This window comes from Xanthomonas citri pv. mangiferaeindicae (assembly GCA_002240395.1).
GTDB lineage: Bacteria > Pseudomonadota > Gammaproteobacteria > Xanthomonadales > Xanthomonadaceae > Luteimonas > Luteimonas citri_A.
Window position 1 is genome coordinate 203,985 of record CP016836.1, and the last position, 16,718, is coordinate 220,702.

Annotated in this window: 13 protein-coding genes; all 13 read left to right on the forward strand. The window is 69.6% G+C overall.

The window, feature by feature from the left end:
* Positions 1 to 87 precede the first annotated feature (87 nt).
* The 13 genes from BEN78_00955 to BEN78_01015 all read left to right on the forward strand — a co-directional run bounded on the left by BEN78_00955 (position 88) and on the right by BEN78_01015 (position 16,669).
* On the forward strand, positions 88 to 801 hold the full coding sequence (locus BEN78_00955) for a di-trans,poly-cis-decaprenylcistransferase (protein ID ASR42189.1): 714 nt from the start codon (positions 88 to 90) through the stop codon (positions 799 to 801).
* Complete coding sequence (locus tag BEN78_00960; GenBank protein ASR42190.1) at positions 798 to 1,637, forward strand: phosphatidate cytidylyltransferase; 840 nt, start codon at positions 798 to 800, stop codon at positions 1,635 to 1,637. Before BEN78_00955 ends, BEN78_00960 begins: the two co-directional genes overlap by 4 nt.
* 49 nt (positions 1,638 to 1,686) lie before the next feature.
* Positions 1,687 to 2,865, forward strand: coding sequence for a 1-deoxy-D-xylulose-5-phosphate reductoisomerase (locus BEN78_00965; GenBank protein ASR42191.1), 1,179 nt, complete (start codon positions 1,687 to 1,689; stop codon positions 2,863 to 2,865).
* A gap of 9 nt (positions 2,866 to 2,874) precedes the next feature.
* Positions 2,875 to 4,239, forward strand: a complete 1,365-nt coding sequence (locus BEN78_00970; GenBank protein ASR42192.1) for an RIP metalloprotease RseP — start codon at positions 2,875 to 2,877, stop codon at positions 4,237 to 4,239.
* A gap of 65 nt (positions 4,240 to 4,304) precedes the next feature.
* On the forward strand, positions 4,305 to 6,824 hold the full coding sequence (locus BEN78_00975) for an outer membrane protein assembly factor BamA (GenBank protein ASR42193.1): 2,520 nt from the start codon (positions 4,305 to 4,307) through the stop codon (positions 6,822 to 6,824).
* A gap of 13 nt (positions 6,825 to 6,837) precedes the next feature.
* Positions 6,838 to 7,863, forward strand: a complete 1,026-nt coding sequence (locus BEN78_00980; protein ASR42194.1) for a UDP-3-O-(3-hydroxymyristoyl)glucosamine N-acyltransferase — start codon at positions 6,838 to 6,840, stop codon at positions 7,861 to 7,863.
* Positions 7,860 to 8,315, forward strand: a complete 456-nt coding sequence (locus BEN78_00985) for a 3-hydroxyacyl-[acyl-carrier-protein] dehydratase FabZ (protein ID ASR42195.1) — start codon at positions 7,860 to 7,862, stop codon at positions 8,313 to 8,315. Before BEN78_00980 ends, BEN78_00985 begins: the two co-directional genes overlap by 4 nt.
* Positions 8,316 to 8,317: 2 nt before the next feature.
* Complete coding sequence (locus BEN78_00990) at positions 8,318 to 9,103, forward strand: acyl-[acyl-carrier-protein]--UDP-N-acetylglucosamine O-acyltransferase (protein ID ASR42196.1); 786 nt, start codon at positions 8,318 to 8,320, stop codon at positions 9,101 to 9,103.
* 43 nt (positions 9,104 to 9,146) lie between these two features.
* Positions 9,147 to 10,418, forward strand: a complete 1,272-nt coding sequence (locus BEN78_00995) for a lipid-A-disaccharide synthase (protein ID ASR42197.1) — start codon at positions 9,147 to 9,149, stop codon at positions 10,416 to 10,418.
* The gene (locus BEN78_01000; protein ASR42198.1) at positions 10,415 to 11,044 is read left to right on the forward strand and encodes a ribonuclease HII; all 630 of its coding nucleotides are present in this window, start codon (positions 10,415 to 10,417) and stop codon (positions 11,042 to 11,044) included. Before BEN78_00995 ends, BEN78_01000 begins: the two co-directional genes overlap by 4 nt.
* Before the next feature lie 118 nt (positions 11,045 to 11,162).
* Positions 11,163 to 14,693, forward strand: a complete 3,531-nt coding sequence (locus tag BEN78_01005) for a DNA polymerase III subunit alpha (protein ID ASR42199.1) — start codon at positions 11,163 to 11,165, stop codon at positions 14,691 to 14,693.
* 49 nt (positions 14,694 to 14,742) lie between these two features.
* Entirely contained in the window at positions 14,743 to 15,615 is an 873-nt protein-coding gene (locus BEN78_01010; protein ASR42200.1) for a hypothetical protein, read from the forward strand.
* A gap of 94 nt (positions 15,616 to 15,709) precedes the next feature.
* A complete protein-coding gene (locus BEN78_01015) occupies positions 15,710 to 16,669 on the forward strand; it encodes an acetyl-CoA carboxylase carboxyltransferase subunit alpha (GenBank protein ASR42201.1) in 960 nt (319 codons plus the stop codon).
* The last annotated feature ends 49 nt before the right edge of the window (positions 16,670 to 16,718 follow it).

The following is a 16,718-nucleotide window of genomic DNA, read 5'->3' on the forward strand; positions in this document are numbered from 1 at the left end:
GCACGCTGCGATGCAGACGGACCGCTCTTGAACGATTCCCCATTTCCCAACCCCGATTACCCGGTCCCAAGGCACATCGCCGTCATCATGGACGGCAACGGCCGCTGGGCGGCGCGCCGGCGGCGGCCACGGGCGATCGGGCACCGCGCCGGTGCGCGGACGGTCAACCTGTGCATCGACTTCTGCCTGGAACGCGGCATCGAGGCGTTGACCCTGTTCGCGTTCTCCAGCGAAAACTGGGGACGGCCCGAGGACGAAGTCGGCGCACTGATGAAGCTGTTCCTCGGTGCGCTCGATCGCGAAGTCGGCGAGCTGCACCGCCGTGGCGTGCGGCTGCGCTTCATCGGCGAGCGCACGCGTTTCGGCGAGGCGCTGGGCGCGCGCATGGCCGCAGCCGAAGCGCAGACCGCCGGCAATACCCGGCTTTCGCTCAATGTCGCGGCAAGCTACGGCGGCCGGCAGGACATCGCGATGGCGGCGCGTGCATTGGCCCAGGATGTGGCCGCGGGCCGTCTGCGCCCCGAAGACATCAACGAGGCAGCGGTCGGCGCGCGGGTCGCCCTGGCCGACTTGCCGGCACCGGACCTGTTCATCCGCACCGGCGGCGACCTGCGCATCAGCAATTTCCTGCTGTGGCAGCTGGCCTATACCGAACTGTGGTTCACGCCGACGCTATGGCCGGAACTGGGCGTGACGGAGCTCGAACAGGCCCTGGCCGCCTACGGCTCGCGCGAGCGCCGATTCGGCCTGACCGGCGAGCAGATCGCCGAGACCGCGCCGCCCAAGGAGAGCATCGAATGACACGCACGCGCATCCTCGCCGCGCTGCTGATGGCGCCGACCGCCATCGCCGCCGTGCTGCTGCTCAATACCCCATGGATGGCGGCGGTTTCGGCCATCGTGTTCCTCGCCGCTCTGTGGGAATGGCTGCGGCTGGCGGGTGTCGACGACACCCTCGCGCGCACCGCGCTGCTGCTGCTCAACCTGCTGCTGATGGTCGCCATCGTCTGGGGGTCGGCCACCGGCGGCGGCTCGCTGGTGCTGCTCAAGATGCTGGCCATGGTCGGCGTGCTGTGGTGGCTGGCGGCGGCACTGTGGCTGCGCCGCTACGATTTCGCCGCCGAACCCGACGCCCGCGGGCGGATCCTCAAGCTCGCCGCCGGGACGTTGGCGGTGATCCCGGCGTGGGCGGCGTTGTGCGTGATCCACGCCAACGAGGGCGGCGAGCACGGCAACCGCTGGTTGCTGCTGGCGCTGGCGATCGTCTGGGCCACCGACACCGGCGCCTATTTCGCCGGCCGCCGCTTCGGCCGTCGCAAGCTGGCGCCGCGGATCAGCCCCAACAAGACCGTCGAAGGGCTGGCCGGCGGCATCGTCGCGGGCCTTGTCGTCGCACTGGCCTTCGCGCCGCTGGCCGGCGCGCAGCTCGCCCAGTTGCCGCTGGTGGCCGCGGTCGCAGTGCTGACGGTGCTGGCCTCGGTGGTCGGCGACCTGTTCGAAAGCCTGCTCAAGCGCCAGGCCGGCGCCAAGGACTCGGGCACCCTGATCCCTGGCCACGGCGGCGTACTCGACCGGATCGACAGCGTGCTCGCCGCGTTGCCGGTGTTCGCGTTCGGGCAGATCTGGCTCGGCTTCTGAACACGATGACCGCCCGACTTCGCGGCCTGCCCTGCCGGGCCGACACCCCATGATCCGCCGCGTCGCCATATTCGGCGCGACCGGCTCGATCGGCACCTCGGCGCTGGACGTCATCGCCCGGCACCCGCAGCGCCTGCGCGCCAGCGTGCTCGCGGCCGGCAGCAACGTGGCCGCGCTGGTCGCGCTGTGCGCCACGCATCGGCCCGACCACGCGGTGATTGCCGACCCGTCGGCTCTGGAGGCCTTGCGCTCCGGGCTGCACGCGGCCGGTCTGCGCACGCAGGCGCACGCCGGCATGGCCGCGCTCGATGCACTCGCGGTCGACCCCCAAGCCTGCGATACGGTCGTCGCGGCGATCGTCGGCGCCGCCGGGCTCGACTCCACGCTCGCCGCGCTGCGTGCCGGCAAGCGGGTCCTGCTGGCGAACAAAGAATCGCTGGTGCTGGCCGGGGATCTGATGATGCGCGCCGCGCGCGAAGCCGGCGCGGTCATCGTGCCGATCGACAGCGAGCACAACGCGATCCACCAGTGCCTGCCCGCAGACGGCGATCGCAGCGGCGTGGCGCGGATCGTATTGACCGCCTCCGGCGGTCCGTTTCGCGGCCGCAACCGCGCAGCGCTGGCGCAGGTGACCCCGGCCCAGGCTGTCGCCCACCCCAAGTGGTCGATGGGACCGAAGATCTCGGTCGACTCTGCGACCCTGATGAACAAGGGCCTGGAGCTGATCGAGGCTCACCATCTGTTCGCGACGCCGTCCGAGCGCCTGGACGTGCTGGTGCACCCGCAAAGCCTGGTGCATTCGCTGGTGGAGTTCATCGACGGTTCCACCCTCGCCCAGCTCGGATTGCCGGACATGCGCACCGCGCTCGCGGTCGGCCTGGGCAGCCCGGAACGGATCGCCTCAGGCGTGTCGGGGCTGGACCTGTTGCAGCATGGCCGGCTGGACTTCGAGGCGCCCGACACCGACACCTTCCCCTGTCTGGCGCTGGCGCGTGCGGCATTGGTCGCTGGCGGCACGGCACCGGCGCTGCTGAACGCCGCCAACGAAGTCGCAGTTTCAGCCTTTCTTCAGGGACGGATTCGTTTTCTAGCCATTCCGGCGCTGGTCGAGCATGTGCTCGCCGCGCTCCCCACCCTGCCCGCCGATTCGCTGGACGTGTTGCGCGATGCCGATGCGCAAGCCCGGCGGGCCGCTGGGCAGGCGATCGATTCTGGCGTGGTCCATTGAGCGTGCGCGATGTCTGAATTTCTCGGCTCGGTGTGGTGGCTGATCGTCAGCCTCGGCGTGCTCGTGACCTTCCACGAGTTCGGGCATTACTGGGTCGCGCGCCGCTGCGGGGTCAAGGTGCTGCGCTTCTCGATCGGCTTCGGCCGCCCGCTGTGGTCGCGCCGCGGGCGCGACGGCACCGTGTACCAGATCGCGATCCTGCCGTTGGGCGGCTATGTGAAGATGCTCGACGAGCGCGAGAGCCCAGTCCCGGCCGACCAGGCCGCCCAGGCCTTCAACCGGGCCTCGGTGTGGAAGCGCATCGCGATCGTCGTTGCCGGCCCGCTGGCCAACCTGCTGCTGTGCGTCTTACTGCTGTGGGCGATGTTCGTGATCGGTCGCCCCGACTACGCGCCGGTGGTGGGCCAGAGCACCGGCATCGCCGAAGCCTCGGGCCTGCGCCCCGGCGACCGCGTCGATCAGGTCGGAGACCGGGCCACCCCGACCTGGTCGGAAGTTCACCAGGCGCTGCTGCCGGCCGCCCTCGACCATCGCGACATCGCGTTGCACGTCACCGATGCCAGCAACCGTCAGGTCGTGCGCGACCTGCGCCTGTCCCAGCTGCCCGACGACTTCGACCAGCGCCGCTTCACCCAGGCCATCGGCCTGCTGCCGCGGCATCTGCTGGTGCCGCCGCTGGTGGGGCGGGTCGAGCCCGACAGCGCGGCCTGGGGCATCCTCGCCGCGGGCGATCGCGTGACCGCGATCGACGGCAGCCCGGTGCGCGCGTTCGAGGACATCGGCCCGCTGGTCGAGCAGTTGGGCGAGCGCGGCGGCGCGGCGATGATCGAGGTCGCCCGCGACGGCGAGCGGCTGGCGCTGGAGATCACGCCCGGGCGCATGGACCTGCCCGAGGGCCGCGGCCAGTACTGGGCGCTGGGCATCGCGCCCCCGCGCAACCTGCAGCCCCCGCCGAAGGATGCGATGCAGCGCTACGGCGTGATCGCCGCCGCGCCGGTCGCGGTGCGCGAAGTCGGCCATCTGGCCGGACAACTGGTCGGCATGATCGGTCGGGCGTTCTCGGGCCGGGTGGCGCTGGAGAACACCGTCGCCGGTCCGATCACCATCGCCCGAGCCGCCAATACCTACGCCCAGCAGGGCCCGGCCTGGTATCTGACGATTCTCGCCCTGCTGTCGCTGAGCCTGGCGATCCTGAACCTGCTCCCGATCCCCCTGCTGGATGGGGGCCACCTGTTGTATTACCTTATCGAGTTGGTCAAAGGCAGCCCCGTGAGCGAGCGCACGATGGTGGCCGGGCAGTACGTCGGCCTGGCCCTGCTGGCCAGCCTGATGGGCCTGGCGTTCTACAACGACATCCTGCAACTGGTGCGCTAGACGACCGCCCCGACCTGGTTTCCGCCGCGCAGCGCCGGACTCCCTCCCCTACCCGGACCCGAAGAATGACGCGTATCCCCGACCGCCGCCTGCTCGCCCTCGCCCTCGCCGCGGTGATCGCCGCTCCGGCCTGGGCCCAGACGACGGCCAACGCACCTGCAGCCCCCGCCGCGGCGCTGCCGCCGCTCGCGCCGCCGGCCGCCAGCAGCTTCACCGTCAGCGACATCCGTGTCGACGGCCTGCAGCGCATCGGTGCGGGTACGGTGTTCACGTACCTGCCGGTCGAGCGCGGCGACGCGGTCAACCAGACCCGCATCTCCGAGGCGGTCCGCGCGCTCTACCGCACCGGGTTCTTCGAAGACATCCAGGTCGCACGCCAGGGCGACATCCTGGTGTTCACCGTGACCGAGCGTCCGGCGATCAACCGGCTCACGCTCAACGGCAACAAGGACATCAAGACCGAGGACCTGACCAAGGGCCTCAACGACATCGGCCTGTCGGAAGGCGAGACCTTCGACCGCCTCGATCTCGACCGCGTGACCCAGGAACTGGTCCGCCAATACAACAACCGCGGCAAGTACAACGTCAAGATCACCCCGACCGTCTCGCGGCTGGATCGCAACCGTGTCGACATCGCAATCAACATCGAGGAAGGCAAGGCGGCCAAGATCCGCCACATCAACATCGTCGGCAACGAGGTCTACGACCTCGAGACGTTGACCGACAACTGGGAATCGGGCGAATCCAACTGGCTCAGCTGGTATCGCCGAGACGACCAGTACTCGCGCGAGAAGCTCGAAGGCGACCGCGAGAAGCTGCACAACTTCTACCTCGACCGCGGCTACATCGATTTCAGCGAAGACAGCATCCAGGTCGCGATCAGCCCCGACAAGGCCGACATGTTCATCACCGCCGGCATCACCGAAGGCGAGATCTACAAGGTGTCGGACGTGCAGATCACCGGCAACACGGTGCTGCCCAAGGAGGAGATCGAGAGCCGCGTCTTCGTCAAGAAGGACCAGGTGTTCTCGCGCGCGCTGCTGGAGCTGAGCTCGGACGCGATCACCGCCACGCTCGGCAACATCGGCTACGCCTTCGCGCAGGTCAACCCGATCCCCGAGGTCGACCGCGAGAACCGCACCGTGGCGATCAACCTGCAGGTCGTGCCCGGCCCGCGCGTGCAGGTGCGCCGCATCCAGTTCAAGGGCAACAACCGCACCTCCGACGAGGTGATCCGCCGCGAGATGCGCCAGTTCGAGGGCAGTTGGTACTCGCAGGCCGCGATCGACCGCTCGAAGGTCCGCCTGCAGCGCCTGGGCTACTTCGAGTCGGGCAGCGTCAACGTCGAGACCCAGCCGGTGCCGGGCAGCAACGACCAGGTCGACGTCGTCTTCAACATGACCGAGACCACCTCGGGCAGCTTCGTGTTCGGCCTGGGCTACTCGCAGCTGGCCGGCGTGACCACGTCGGTGCAGCTGTCGCAGAACAACTTCCTGGGCAGCGGCAATCGTGTGTCGGTCGAGGCGCAGCGCAACGTCTACCTGCAGCGCTACTCGTTCTCGTTCATGAATCCGTACTTCACCGACGGCGGCATGTCGCTGGGCTACAACCTGTGGTGGCGCGAGTTCGACAACTCCGAGTTCAACACCGCGCAGTACTCCTCGACCAGCGCCGCCGGCCAGGCCATCCTGGGTATCCCGCTGACCGAGAACGACTCGATCTCGCTGCTGTTCGGCGCCGACCGCAACCAGATCTTCGCCTGGCGCGGCTCCTCGCCCGAATCGATCGTCAACTACATCGAGGCCTTCGGTTCGCGCACCTTCCACGCCTGGCGCAGCGAGCTGGCCTGGGCCCGCGATACCCGCAACGACTATCTGCAGCCCACCCGCGGCATGATGCAGCGCGTCTCGCTGGAGACCACCCTGCCCGGCTCGACCGCCGAGTACTTCAAGCTCAACTACGAGATCTCCAAGTACTGGCCGATCAACCGCTACCTGGTGCTCAACACCCGCGCCGAGATCGGCTACGGCGACAGCTATGGCGACGACATCGTGCGCAACATCTGCTACGTGCCGTCGACCGAAGCCAACCCCAACCCGACCCCGAGCGCGCCGTGCGAGCCCACCTCGCCCGACTACGTGCGCACGGTCACCGCCACCGGCCTGCCGTTCTTCGAGAACTTCTACGCCGGTGGCGCGCGCTCGGTGCGCGGCTTCCGCGACAACACCCTGGGCCCGCGCGAGACCGCGTTCGCCAGCAGCTACCTGCAGCCGATCGGCGGCGCGGTGAAGACCGTCGGCTCGTTCGAGATGTTCTTCCCGCAGCTGATCAAGTCGCCTGCCGCGCGCATCTCGGCGTTCGTCGACTTCGGCAACGTGTTCCGCGACGTCGATTCCTGGGAAGCCAAGGAACTGCGCGCCTCGGCGGGTGTGGCGCTGATGTGGCGCGCGCCGGTCGGTCCGATCTCGATCAGCTACGCCTATCCGCTGCGCAGCCAGAAGGAAGTGCGCGGCGGCTCGGGTGAACTGATCCGCGGCGGCGACGAGCTCGAGCGCCTGCAGTTCACGTTCGGCGGCGCGTTCTGAGCCGCCCGGACCGATGACCGCTCATGCTCCCCTCACCGCCCGCGCACTCGCAGACCGCTTCGCGCTGACCGTCCACGGCGATCCCGACGTTGCCGTCGTCGGGGTCGCGACGCTGGCGGCCGCCGGTCCCGACCGGCTGGCCTTCCTGTCCAATCCCCGCTACCGGCCGCAGCTCGAGCACACCGCGGCCGGCATCGTCGTGCTGCGCGAGGCCGATGTCGCAGGGTTCACCGGCACGGCGCTGATCGCGCGCGATCCCTATGTCGCCTACGCGAAGATCGCCGCGCTGTTCGCGCCGCGTGCCGACGCGCCCGCAGGCGTGCACCCGTCCGCCGTGGTCGATGCGACCGCGTCGGTCGATCCCACCGCATCGGTCGGCCCGCTGACGACGATCGGCGCGCGTAGCGTGATCGCCGCCGGCGCGACCATCGGGCCGGGCTGCACGATCGGCGAAGACTGCGTAGTCGGCGAAGGCGCGCGGCTCGTCGCGCGCGTGTCGCTGGTCAAGCGCGTCCGCCTGGGCAAGCGGGTGACCGTCCATCCCGGCGCCGTACTCGGCGCCGACGGCTTCGGCCTGGCGATGGAGGCCGGCCGCTGGCTCAACGTGCCCCAGCTCGGTGGCGTGGTGGTCGGCGACGACAGCGATATCGGCGCCAACACCACCATCGACTGCGGCGCCCTCGAGGACACCGTGATCGAGGAGGACGTGCGCCTGGACAACCTGATCCAGGTCGCGCACAACGTCCACATCGGCGCGCATACCGCGATCGCCGGTTGCGTCGGCATCGCCGGCAGCACCCGCATTGGCCGCTACTGCATGCTGGCCGGCAAGGTCGGCGTGGCCGGCCATCTTGAAATCTGCGACAAGGTCGTCGTCCACGCGATGACGATGGTGTCGGCTTCGATCACCGAGCCGGGCGAGTACTCGTCCGGCATTCCCGCCCAGCCCACTCGGGAATGGCGCAAGAATGCCGTGCGGATCCGCCAGCTCGATTCGCTCGCCCGCCGCATCGGCGCGCGCGCAAAGGGGGATGAATGACGTTGGACCTGACGCTGCCGATCGATATCGGCGGCATCCGCAAGCTGCTGCCGCACCGTTACCCGTTCCTGCTCGTCGACCGCGTCGTCGAGTTCGAATCGGGCAAGCGCGTGCTCTGCTACAAGAACGTCTCGGCCAACGAGCACTTCTTCCAGGGCCATTTCCCCGACCATCCGGTGATGCCGGGCGTGCTGGTGATCGAGGCGCTGGCGCAGGCCGGCGGCATCCTGAGCCACCTCAGCCGCAGCCGCACCAGCGAGGGCGCGCTGTCGTACCTGGTCAAGGTCGATGCGGCGAAGTTCTCGCGCATGGTGGTGCCTGGCGACCGGCTGGAGCTGGACGTGAGCATCAAGCGCGAGATCCGCAACATGACGCTCTACAGCGGCATCGCCCGCGTCGACGGCCAGCAGGCCGCGTGCGCGGACATCCTGTGCGCGGAAGTGAAGGACTGACGATGACCGAGGCCGCGATCCACGCCACGGCCGTCGTCGATCCCGGCGCCAAGCTCGGCGCCGGCGTGCGCGTCGGGGCGTTCACGATCATCGGCCCCGAGGTCGAGATCGGCGATGGCACGGTGATCGGGCCGCATTGCAGCATCCACGGCCCGACCATGATCGGGCACGACAACCGCGTCCACGGCCATGCCGCGATCGGCGGCGAACCGCAGGATAAGAAGTTCCGCGGCGAGCGGGTCGAGCTGACCATCGGCGATCGCAACACCATCCGCGAGTTCGTCACGATCAACCGCGGCACCGGCGACGGTGGCGGCGTGACCCGCATCGGCGACGACAACTGGCTGCTGGCCTACACCCACGTCGCCCACGACTGCATCGTCGGCAACCACTGCGTGTTTTCCAACAACGCCACGTTGGCTGGCCATGTCGAGGTCGGCGATCACGTCATCCTCAGCGGCTTCGTCGGCATCCACCAGTTCTGCCGGATCGGCGCGCACGCATTCATCGGCATGGGCGCATTCGTCAACGGCGACGTGCCGCCGTTCGTCATGGTCGCCCAGGACGGCTACGGCCGCCCGCGCGGCATCAACGCCGAGGGCCTCAAGCGCCGCGGCTTCGATGCCGAGCGCACCGCTGCGATCAAGCGTGCCTATCGTGCGCTGTACGTCTCGGGCGAGCCGCTCGAGGCCGCCCGCGCTCGACTGGCGGAATGGGCGCGCGATAGCGCCGATGTCCGTGCGATGCTCGCGTTCATCGACGCCGGCGAGCGGCCGTTGCTGCGCTGAGGCCCGGATCGGGACTTCGGGATTCGGGCATCGAGCGGGCACAATGCCCGGGTCCGAACGCCCTCGATCTGCCGTGTCGCATCCCCACTCCCCAATCCAGACGCCCCCGCCGTCCCAGCGCGCCGCCGAGCCCACGCTTCGCGTCGCACTGGTCGCCGGCGAAGCCTCCGGCGACCTGCTCGGTGCGGGGCTGATCGAACGCTTGCGGGCGGCCCACCCTGATATCGAGTGCGTCGGCGTCGGCGGCGATGCGATGCGCGCGGCCGGGATGACGACCTGGTACGACGCCTCGGAACTGGCGGTCATGGGCTTGAGCGAGGTGCTGCGGCATCTGCCGCGCTTGCTGCGGCTGCGCCGCGCGCTGCGCACGCGTCTGCTGGCCTGGCGGCCGGATGTGTTCGTCGGCATCGACGCACCGGACTTCAATCTCGGGCTCGAACGCACGCTCAAGCAGCACGGCATCCGCACCGTGCACTACGTCAGCCCATCGATCTGGGCCTGGCGCCAGGGCCGCGCGGCGAAGATCGGACGCAGCGCCGACCGAGTGCTGTGCCTGTTCCCCACCGAGCCGCCGATCTACGCCGCGCACGGCGTCGATGCGCGCTTCGTCGGCCATCCGCTGGCCGAGATGCTCGCGCTCGAACCCGACCGCGAGGCCGCGCGCCGGGCGCTTGCGCTCGACGGCGACGCGCCGGTGCTGGCGGTGCTGCCGGGCTCCCGGCTGGGTGAGATCGCCCGACTGGGTGAGGTGTTCCTCGACGCGGCCGCGCGCGTCGCGGCCGCGCTGCCGGGACTGCGCGTCGTCGTGCCCGCGGCCAATGCCGCCTGCCGCGCAGCGATCGACGCCTTGCTGGCGCAGCCGCGGTTCGCCGCACTCCACGTGCGGGTCCTCGACGGTCAGGCGCGCACCGCGATGGTCGCCTCCGACGTCGTGCTGCTGGCCTCGGGCACCGCGACCCTCGAGGCGTTGCTGGCCAAGCGGCCGATGGTCGTGGGCTATCGCATCGCGCCGAGCACGGCATTCGTCGTGCGCCTGCTGAAGCTCATGAAGGTCGACCGCTATTCGCTGCCGAACATGCTCGCCGGCCGCACGATCGTGCCCGAACTGATCCAAGAGGACTGCACGCCCGAGCGGCTGGCCGACGCGGTGCTGCACTGGTTCGACGATCCGGCGGCCCGCGCCGCGCTGCAACCGGTGTACCGCGACCTGCACCTGCAGTTGCGCCAGGGCGCCTCGGCGAGCGCCGCCGAGGCCGTGGCGCAGCTCGCGCCGCCGGCCTTGCCGGTCGCCCCTCAACAAGGGGCGCTGCGATGACCCGGCGCCTGCGCGTGGCCGGCGTCGACGAGGCCGGGCGCGGCCCACTGGCCGGCCCGGTCGTGGTCGCGGCCGTGGTGCTGCATCCCAAGCGCCCGATCGCCGGCCTCGACGATTCCAAGAAGTTGACCGAAAAGCGCCGCGAGGCACTGTATCCGCAGATCGTCGAGCGCGCGCTGGCCTGGCGGATCGAGTTCGTCGGCGTCGAGGAAATCGACCGCATCAACATCTACCACGCCACGCACGCCGGCATGACCCGCGCGGTGCAGGCGCTGGCCCCGGCCGCCGAGCGCGTGCTCGTCGACGGCAATCGGCTGCCGCCCGGGCTACCGTGCCCGGCGCGTGCGATCGTCGGCGGCGACGCCAGCGAGGAAGCGATCATGGCCGCCTCGATCCTGGCCAAGGTCGCGCGCGACCGCGCGATGGTCGCGCTGCATGCGCAGTTCCCGGCCTACGGCTTCGATCGCCACAAGGGCTACAGCGCCCCCTCGCATTTCGCCGCGCTCGAGCGCCACGGCCCGTGTATCCACCACCGGCGCAGCTTCGCGCCGGTGTCTCGGCTGCTTGCGCCCGCGCCCACGGCGCCCGCACTGGCGGATCTGTTCGACACGCCCGTGCTGGCCTGAACGCCGACCTCCCCGCGGCGGCCGCCCGGCCGCGCCGCGCCGCGGTCGCCCGGCTGTCAAGCCTTGTCCGCCCCCGGCCCCGGCCCTACCCTGACGCTCCGGCCGCCTCGCCCCTGCAATGCCCGCGCGCTTCGTCCACCTCCACGTCCACAGCGAATACTCGCTCGCCGATTCGACGATCCGGATCAAGGCGCTGGTCAAACGCTGCGCCGAGCTCGGGCAACCGTCGGTCGCGCTGACCGACCGCAACAATCTGTTCGCGCTGGTGAAGTTCTATCGCGCGGCCGAAGGCGCCGGCATCAAGCCGGTCATGGGCGCCGACATCTCGCTGGCCGAAGGCGACGAGCCGACTTCGACATTGACGCTGTTGTGCCGCGACCACGACGGCTACCTGTCGCTGTCGCGTCTGCTCACGCGGGCCTGGATGGAAGGCCACCGGACCGACGGCGTGGTGGTGCGGCCCGACTGGCTGCGCGAGTGCAATGCCGGCCTGTTCGCGATCGCCGGCCGCCATGGCCCGGCCGCACGGCTGCTCACCGGCGGCCGCGAGGACCTGGCACGGCAGTGGTACGCGCAATGGCGCGAGGTGTTCGACGAGCGGCTGTTCCTGCAACTCACCCGCTGCGGCTTCGACGAGGAAACCGTCCACAACGCGCTCGCGATGCAGGTCTCGTCCGATCTGTCGCTGCCGGTGGTGGCCGGCAACGACGTGCGCTTCCTCGATGCCGAGGGCTTCGATGCGCACGAGGCGCGCGTGTGCATCGCCACCGGTCGGGTGCTCGACGACCCGCGACGGCCGAAGCTGTACACCCGCGAGCAATACTTCAAGTCGGCCGACGAGATGGCCGCGCTGTTCGCCGATGCGCCCGACGCGATCGACAACACGCTGGCGCTGGCGCAGCGCTGCAACCTCGAGTTGCGCCTGGGCACCTATTACCTGCCCGCCTATCCGGTGCCCGCCGAGGAAACCCTCGACAGTTGGATCCGGGTGCAGTCGCGCGAGGGCCTGGAGGAGCGGCTGGCGAAGTATCCGCTGGCGCCCGGGCACACCCGCGAAAGCTATTTCGAGCGGCTCGACGTCGAGCTCGACGTCATCTGCAAGATGGGGTTCCCGGGCTACTTTCTGATCGTCTCGGACTTCATCAAGTGGGCCAAGGAGCACGACATCCCGGTCGGTCCGGGCCGCGGTTCGGGCGCCGGCTCGCTGGTGGCCTGGGCGCTGAAGATCACCGATCTCGACCCGCTGCCCTACGACCTGCTGTTCGAGCGCTTCCTCAATCCCGAACGCGTGTCGATGCCCGACTTCGACATCGACTTCTGCATGGACCGGCGCGACGAGGTCATCGACTACGTTGCCGCCAAGTACGGCCGCGACCGCGTCAGCCAGATCATCACCTACGGCACGATGGCCGCCAAGGCGGTCGTGCGCGACACCGGCCGCGTGCTGGGCTTTCCCTACGGCATGGTCGACGGCATCTCCAAGCTGGTGCCGATGACCCTGGGCATCGGCCTGGAGGATGCGCTGGGCCGGACCGAGAAGTCGCGCAGCGACGATGCCTGGCGCTCGGACGAACTGATCGCGCGCTACAACGACGAGGACGATGTCCGCGACCTGCTGGATCTTGCGCTGCAGCTCGAGGACCTGACCCGCAACGCCGGCAAGCACGCCGGCGGCGTGGTCATCGCGCCCTCGCCGCTGTCGGATTTCTGCCCGCTGTTCGCCGAACACGACGAGGGCGGCCGCGGCCGCAACCCGGTCACCCAGTTCGACAAGGACGACGTGGAATCGGTGGGCCTGGTGAAGTTCGACTTCCTGGGCCTGCGCACGCTCACCATCATCGACTGGGCGGTCAAGGCGATCAATCGGCGGCGCGCGGCCGCCGGCGAGGCGCCACTCGACATCGCCGCGCTGCCGCTCGACGACGTCGCGTCCTACGAGCTGTTCGCTCGCGGCGATACGGTCGCGGTGTTCCAGTTCGAATCGCGCGGTATGCGCGAACTGCTCAAGCGCGCGCAACCCGACACGTTCGAGGACATCATCGCGCTCGCGGCGCTGTTCCGTCCCGGCCCGCTGGGTTCGGGGATGGACAAGGAATGGGTCGACCGCAAGCACGGCCGCACGGACGTGACCTATCCGCACCCCTCGCTCGAGCCGGTGCTCTCGCCCACCTACGGCGTCATCGTCTACCAGGAACAGGTGATGCAGATCGCCCAGGTCCTGGCCGGCTATTCGCTGGGCGGCGCGGACCTGCTGCGCCGCGCAATGGGCAAGAAGAAGGCCGAGGAAATGGCCAAGGAGCGCGCCAAGTTCGAGGCCGGCGCGGCCGCGAACGGCGTCGACCCCAAGGTCGCCACCTCGATCTTCGACCTGATGGAGAAGTTCGCCGAGTACGGCTTCAACAAGTCGCACTCGGCCGCCTATGCGCTGGTCGCCTACCAGACCGCGTGGCTCAAGGTGCACTACCCGGCCGAGTTCATGGCCGCGGTGCTGTCCTCGGACATGGACAACACCGACAAGGTCACCGGCTTTCTGACCGAGGCGCGGGCGATGGGCCTGGAGGTGCTGCCGCCTGACGTCAACGCCTCGGCCTACATGTTCGAGGCGATCGACCCGACGACGATCCGCTACGGCCTGGGCGCGGTGAAGGGCGTGGGCCGCGGCGCCTGCGAGAACGTGGTCGAGGCGCGCGAGCGTGGCGGGGTCTACACCGACCTGCTCGACTTCTGCCGCCGGGTCGACTCGCAGCGCCTGAACAAGCGCACGCTCGAAGCGCTGATCAATGCCGGCGCGCTCGACGCGCTGGGCCGCAACCGCGCCTCGCTGATGCTGCAACTGCCCGAGGCGATCAAGGCCACCGACCAGCTCGCGCGCAACCGCAGCGCCGGCATCGTCGACATGTTCGGCAGCGCCATGGGCGGCGACGATGTGCTGCACATCGATCTGCCCGAATGCGAGGAATGGCCGCTGCGGCAGAAGCTCGACGGCGAACGCGAGACGCTCGGCCATTACCTCAGCGGCCATCCGCTCGACCCCTACCGCGAGGAGTTGCAGGCGCTGGTGGGCACCGACCTCGGCCAGCTCGACAGCCTGTGGGCGGCGCGCGACGCCAAGGCCGGCGGCAACAGCTGGAGGCCCGAGACCCAGGTCATCGTCGCCGGTCAGGTGTCGTCGATGCGCAAGCGCGGCGATGCGCAGGCCTTCGTGCTGCTCGAGGACGGCCGTGGCCGGCTCGAGTGCGGCTTCTTCTCCGAGACCAGCGCCGAATACGCGCACCTGCTGACCCGCGACCGCATCCTGATCGTCGAGGGCGGCCTGCGCGAAGACGAGTTCAGCGGTGGCTTCGCGCTGCGGGTCAAGCGCTGCTGGGATTTCCACGCGGTCTGCCCCGAGCACGCGCGTCGGCTGTCGCTGCGCCTGGACCTGCGCGTGCCCGGCACGATGGCGCGGATCGAACAGGTGCTGGCGCAACACCGGCCCGGCAAGACTGCGCTGCGCCTGGACCTGCTGCTGCCCGCCGGCGCGGCCGGCACGCTCGAGGTCAACGGCAGCCATGGCATCCGCGCCGACGCCGAGCTACCCGGCACATTGCGCGCGCAGCCGGGCGTGCGGGTCGCCCGGCTCGACATGAGCAAGCCATGGGCGCACTGAACCGGGCTGGCTGAAGGCCCACCCCCTCCCCCGTCCCAGAGAGACGACGATGATCCGATCCTTCGCCGCGGCGAGCGCAGTGTTGCTGCTCGCCGCCTGCAGCCCTTCCACGCCCTCCTTCGAGATCGACAACCCCACCGACACGCCGGTCAAGGTCACTATCGACGGCAAGACCCACGAGGTGGCGGCCGGCACGAGCGCGGCGCTGGAACTCGACGCCGGTCCGCACACGCTGCGCACCGACCGCACCGGCGAGGTCCGGATCTCGGTCTGCGGCGCCGAGCGTGGCACGTTGATCAACCCGACCCTGTCGGACTACGTGCTGGCCCGCGAGATCTATGTCGCCGACGCCTCCAAGCTGCGCAACTTCGGCGCGGCGATCGCCACCGTGGAACTCGGCGATGCGGTCTACGAGGGGCCCTTCGAGCAGTACACCGGCCTGTTCATCGACCGGACCTGGGACTTCGGCGTCCGCGAGGCGTTCCCCAAGCAACAGACCGTGGCGCGGATTCCGGAGAACGGCGGCAAGATCAGCACCAAGCTGTTCACCCCGCAGGCCTTCATCGACTACATCGAGGACGCCAGCGACCGTCAAGGCGAGTTCGCGCGGCTGCACCCGGACGGTTACGTGCAGCCGGCACGGGCGCTGGAGACCGCGCCGGCCGAGCTGCCGCCGCTGCCGCAGACGTTCGAGCCCCATTCGGCGCCGCTGCGCGAGGCGTATGCGCAGCGCCTGCAGGTCCATGATGCGGGCGACTGCGAGGCGGTGCGCAAGCGCTCGCACGAGGCCATGATGGCCATCACCGGCGCGACCGCGATGCTGCACGTGGACCAGAGCCCCGCCGACAATCAGGCCTACAACGATTTCATCGACCTCTACGCGCGGCTGATGGGCGCCGGCGCGCTGGTCCTGCCCCGGTGAGGCCCGACCGCCCGGCCACCCCAACGCACCCCGCCGTACGGGGCGCCGGGGGCCGGTCGGCTACACTTTCCCCCAAGTCACCCGACGGCGCGTCATGAACCCGAACTACCTCGATTTCGAGCAGCCCATCGCCGACCTGGAAGCCAAGATCCAGGAACTGCGCCAGGCCAGCGATGGCCCGGCCGTCAACATCGACGCCGAACTGGCCACGTTGCGCGACAAGCTGCGCAAGCGCACCGCGCACATCTTCCGCGACCTGACCCCGTGGCAGGTCTCGCAGTTGGCGCGCCACCCGCAGCGGCCCTACACCAACGACTACATCCGCACGTTCTGCGACGAGTTCGAGGAACTGGCCGGCGATCGCGCCTACGGCGACGATGCCGCGATCGTCGGCGGCCTGGGCCGCATCGATGGGCGCAGCGTCATGATCATCGGCCACCAGAAGGGCCGCGACACCAAGACCAAGGTGCGGCGCAACTTCGGCATGCCGCGGCCGGAGGGCTACCGCAAGGCGCTGCGGCTGATGAAGATGGCCGAGCGCTTCAAGCTGCCGCTGCTGACCTTCATCGACACGCCCGGTGCCTATCCGGGCATCGGCGCCGAAGAACGCGGCCAGTCCGAAGCGATCGCGCGCAATCTGATGGAGATGGCCGAGCTGCGCATCCCGATCATCTGCACCGTCATCGGCGAAGGCGGCTCGGGCGGCGCACTGGCGATCGGCGTGGGTGACCGCACGGTGATGCTCGAATACAGCACCTATTCGGTGATCTCGCCCGAGGGCTGCGCGTCGATCCTGTGGAAGGACGCGGCCAAGGCGCGCGATGCCGCCGAACAGCTCGGCCTGACCGCCAAGCGGCTCAAGCAGCTGGGATTGATCGACAAGGTTGTGCGCGAGCCGATCGGCGGGGCGCACCGCAATCCTCGACAGACCGCGACGCGGCTCAAGGCGGTGCTGATGAACGAGCTCGACCAGCTCGAGCAGTTGCCGGTCGAGACCCTGCTGCAGCGCCGCTACGAGCGTCTGCGCAGCTACGGCGCCTACGAGGCGGCGTGACCGCGGCGGGACGGGTATCCGCCCGTCCGCACCGCACGCCCCGAACGAC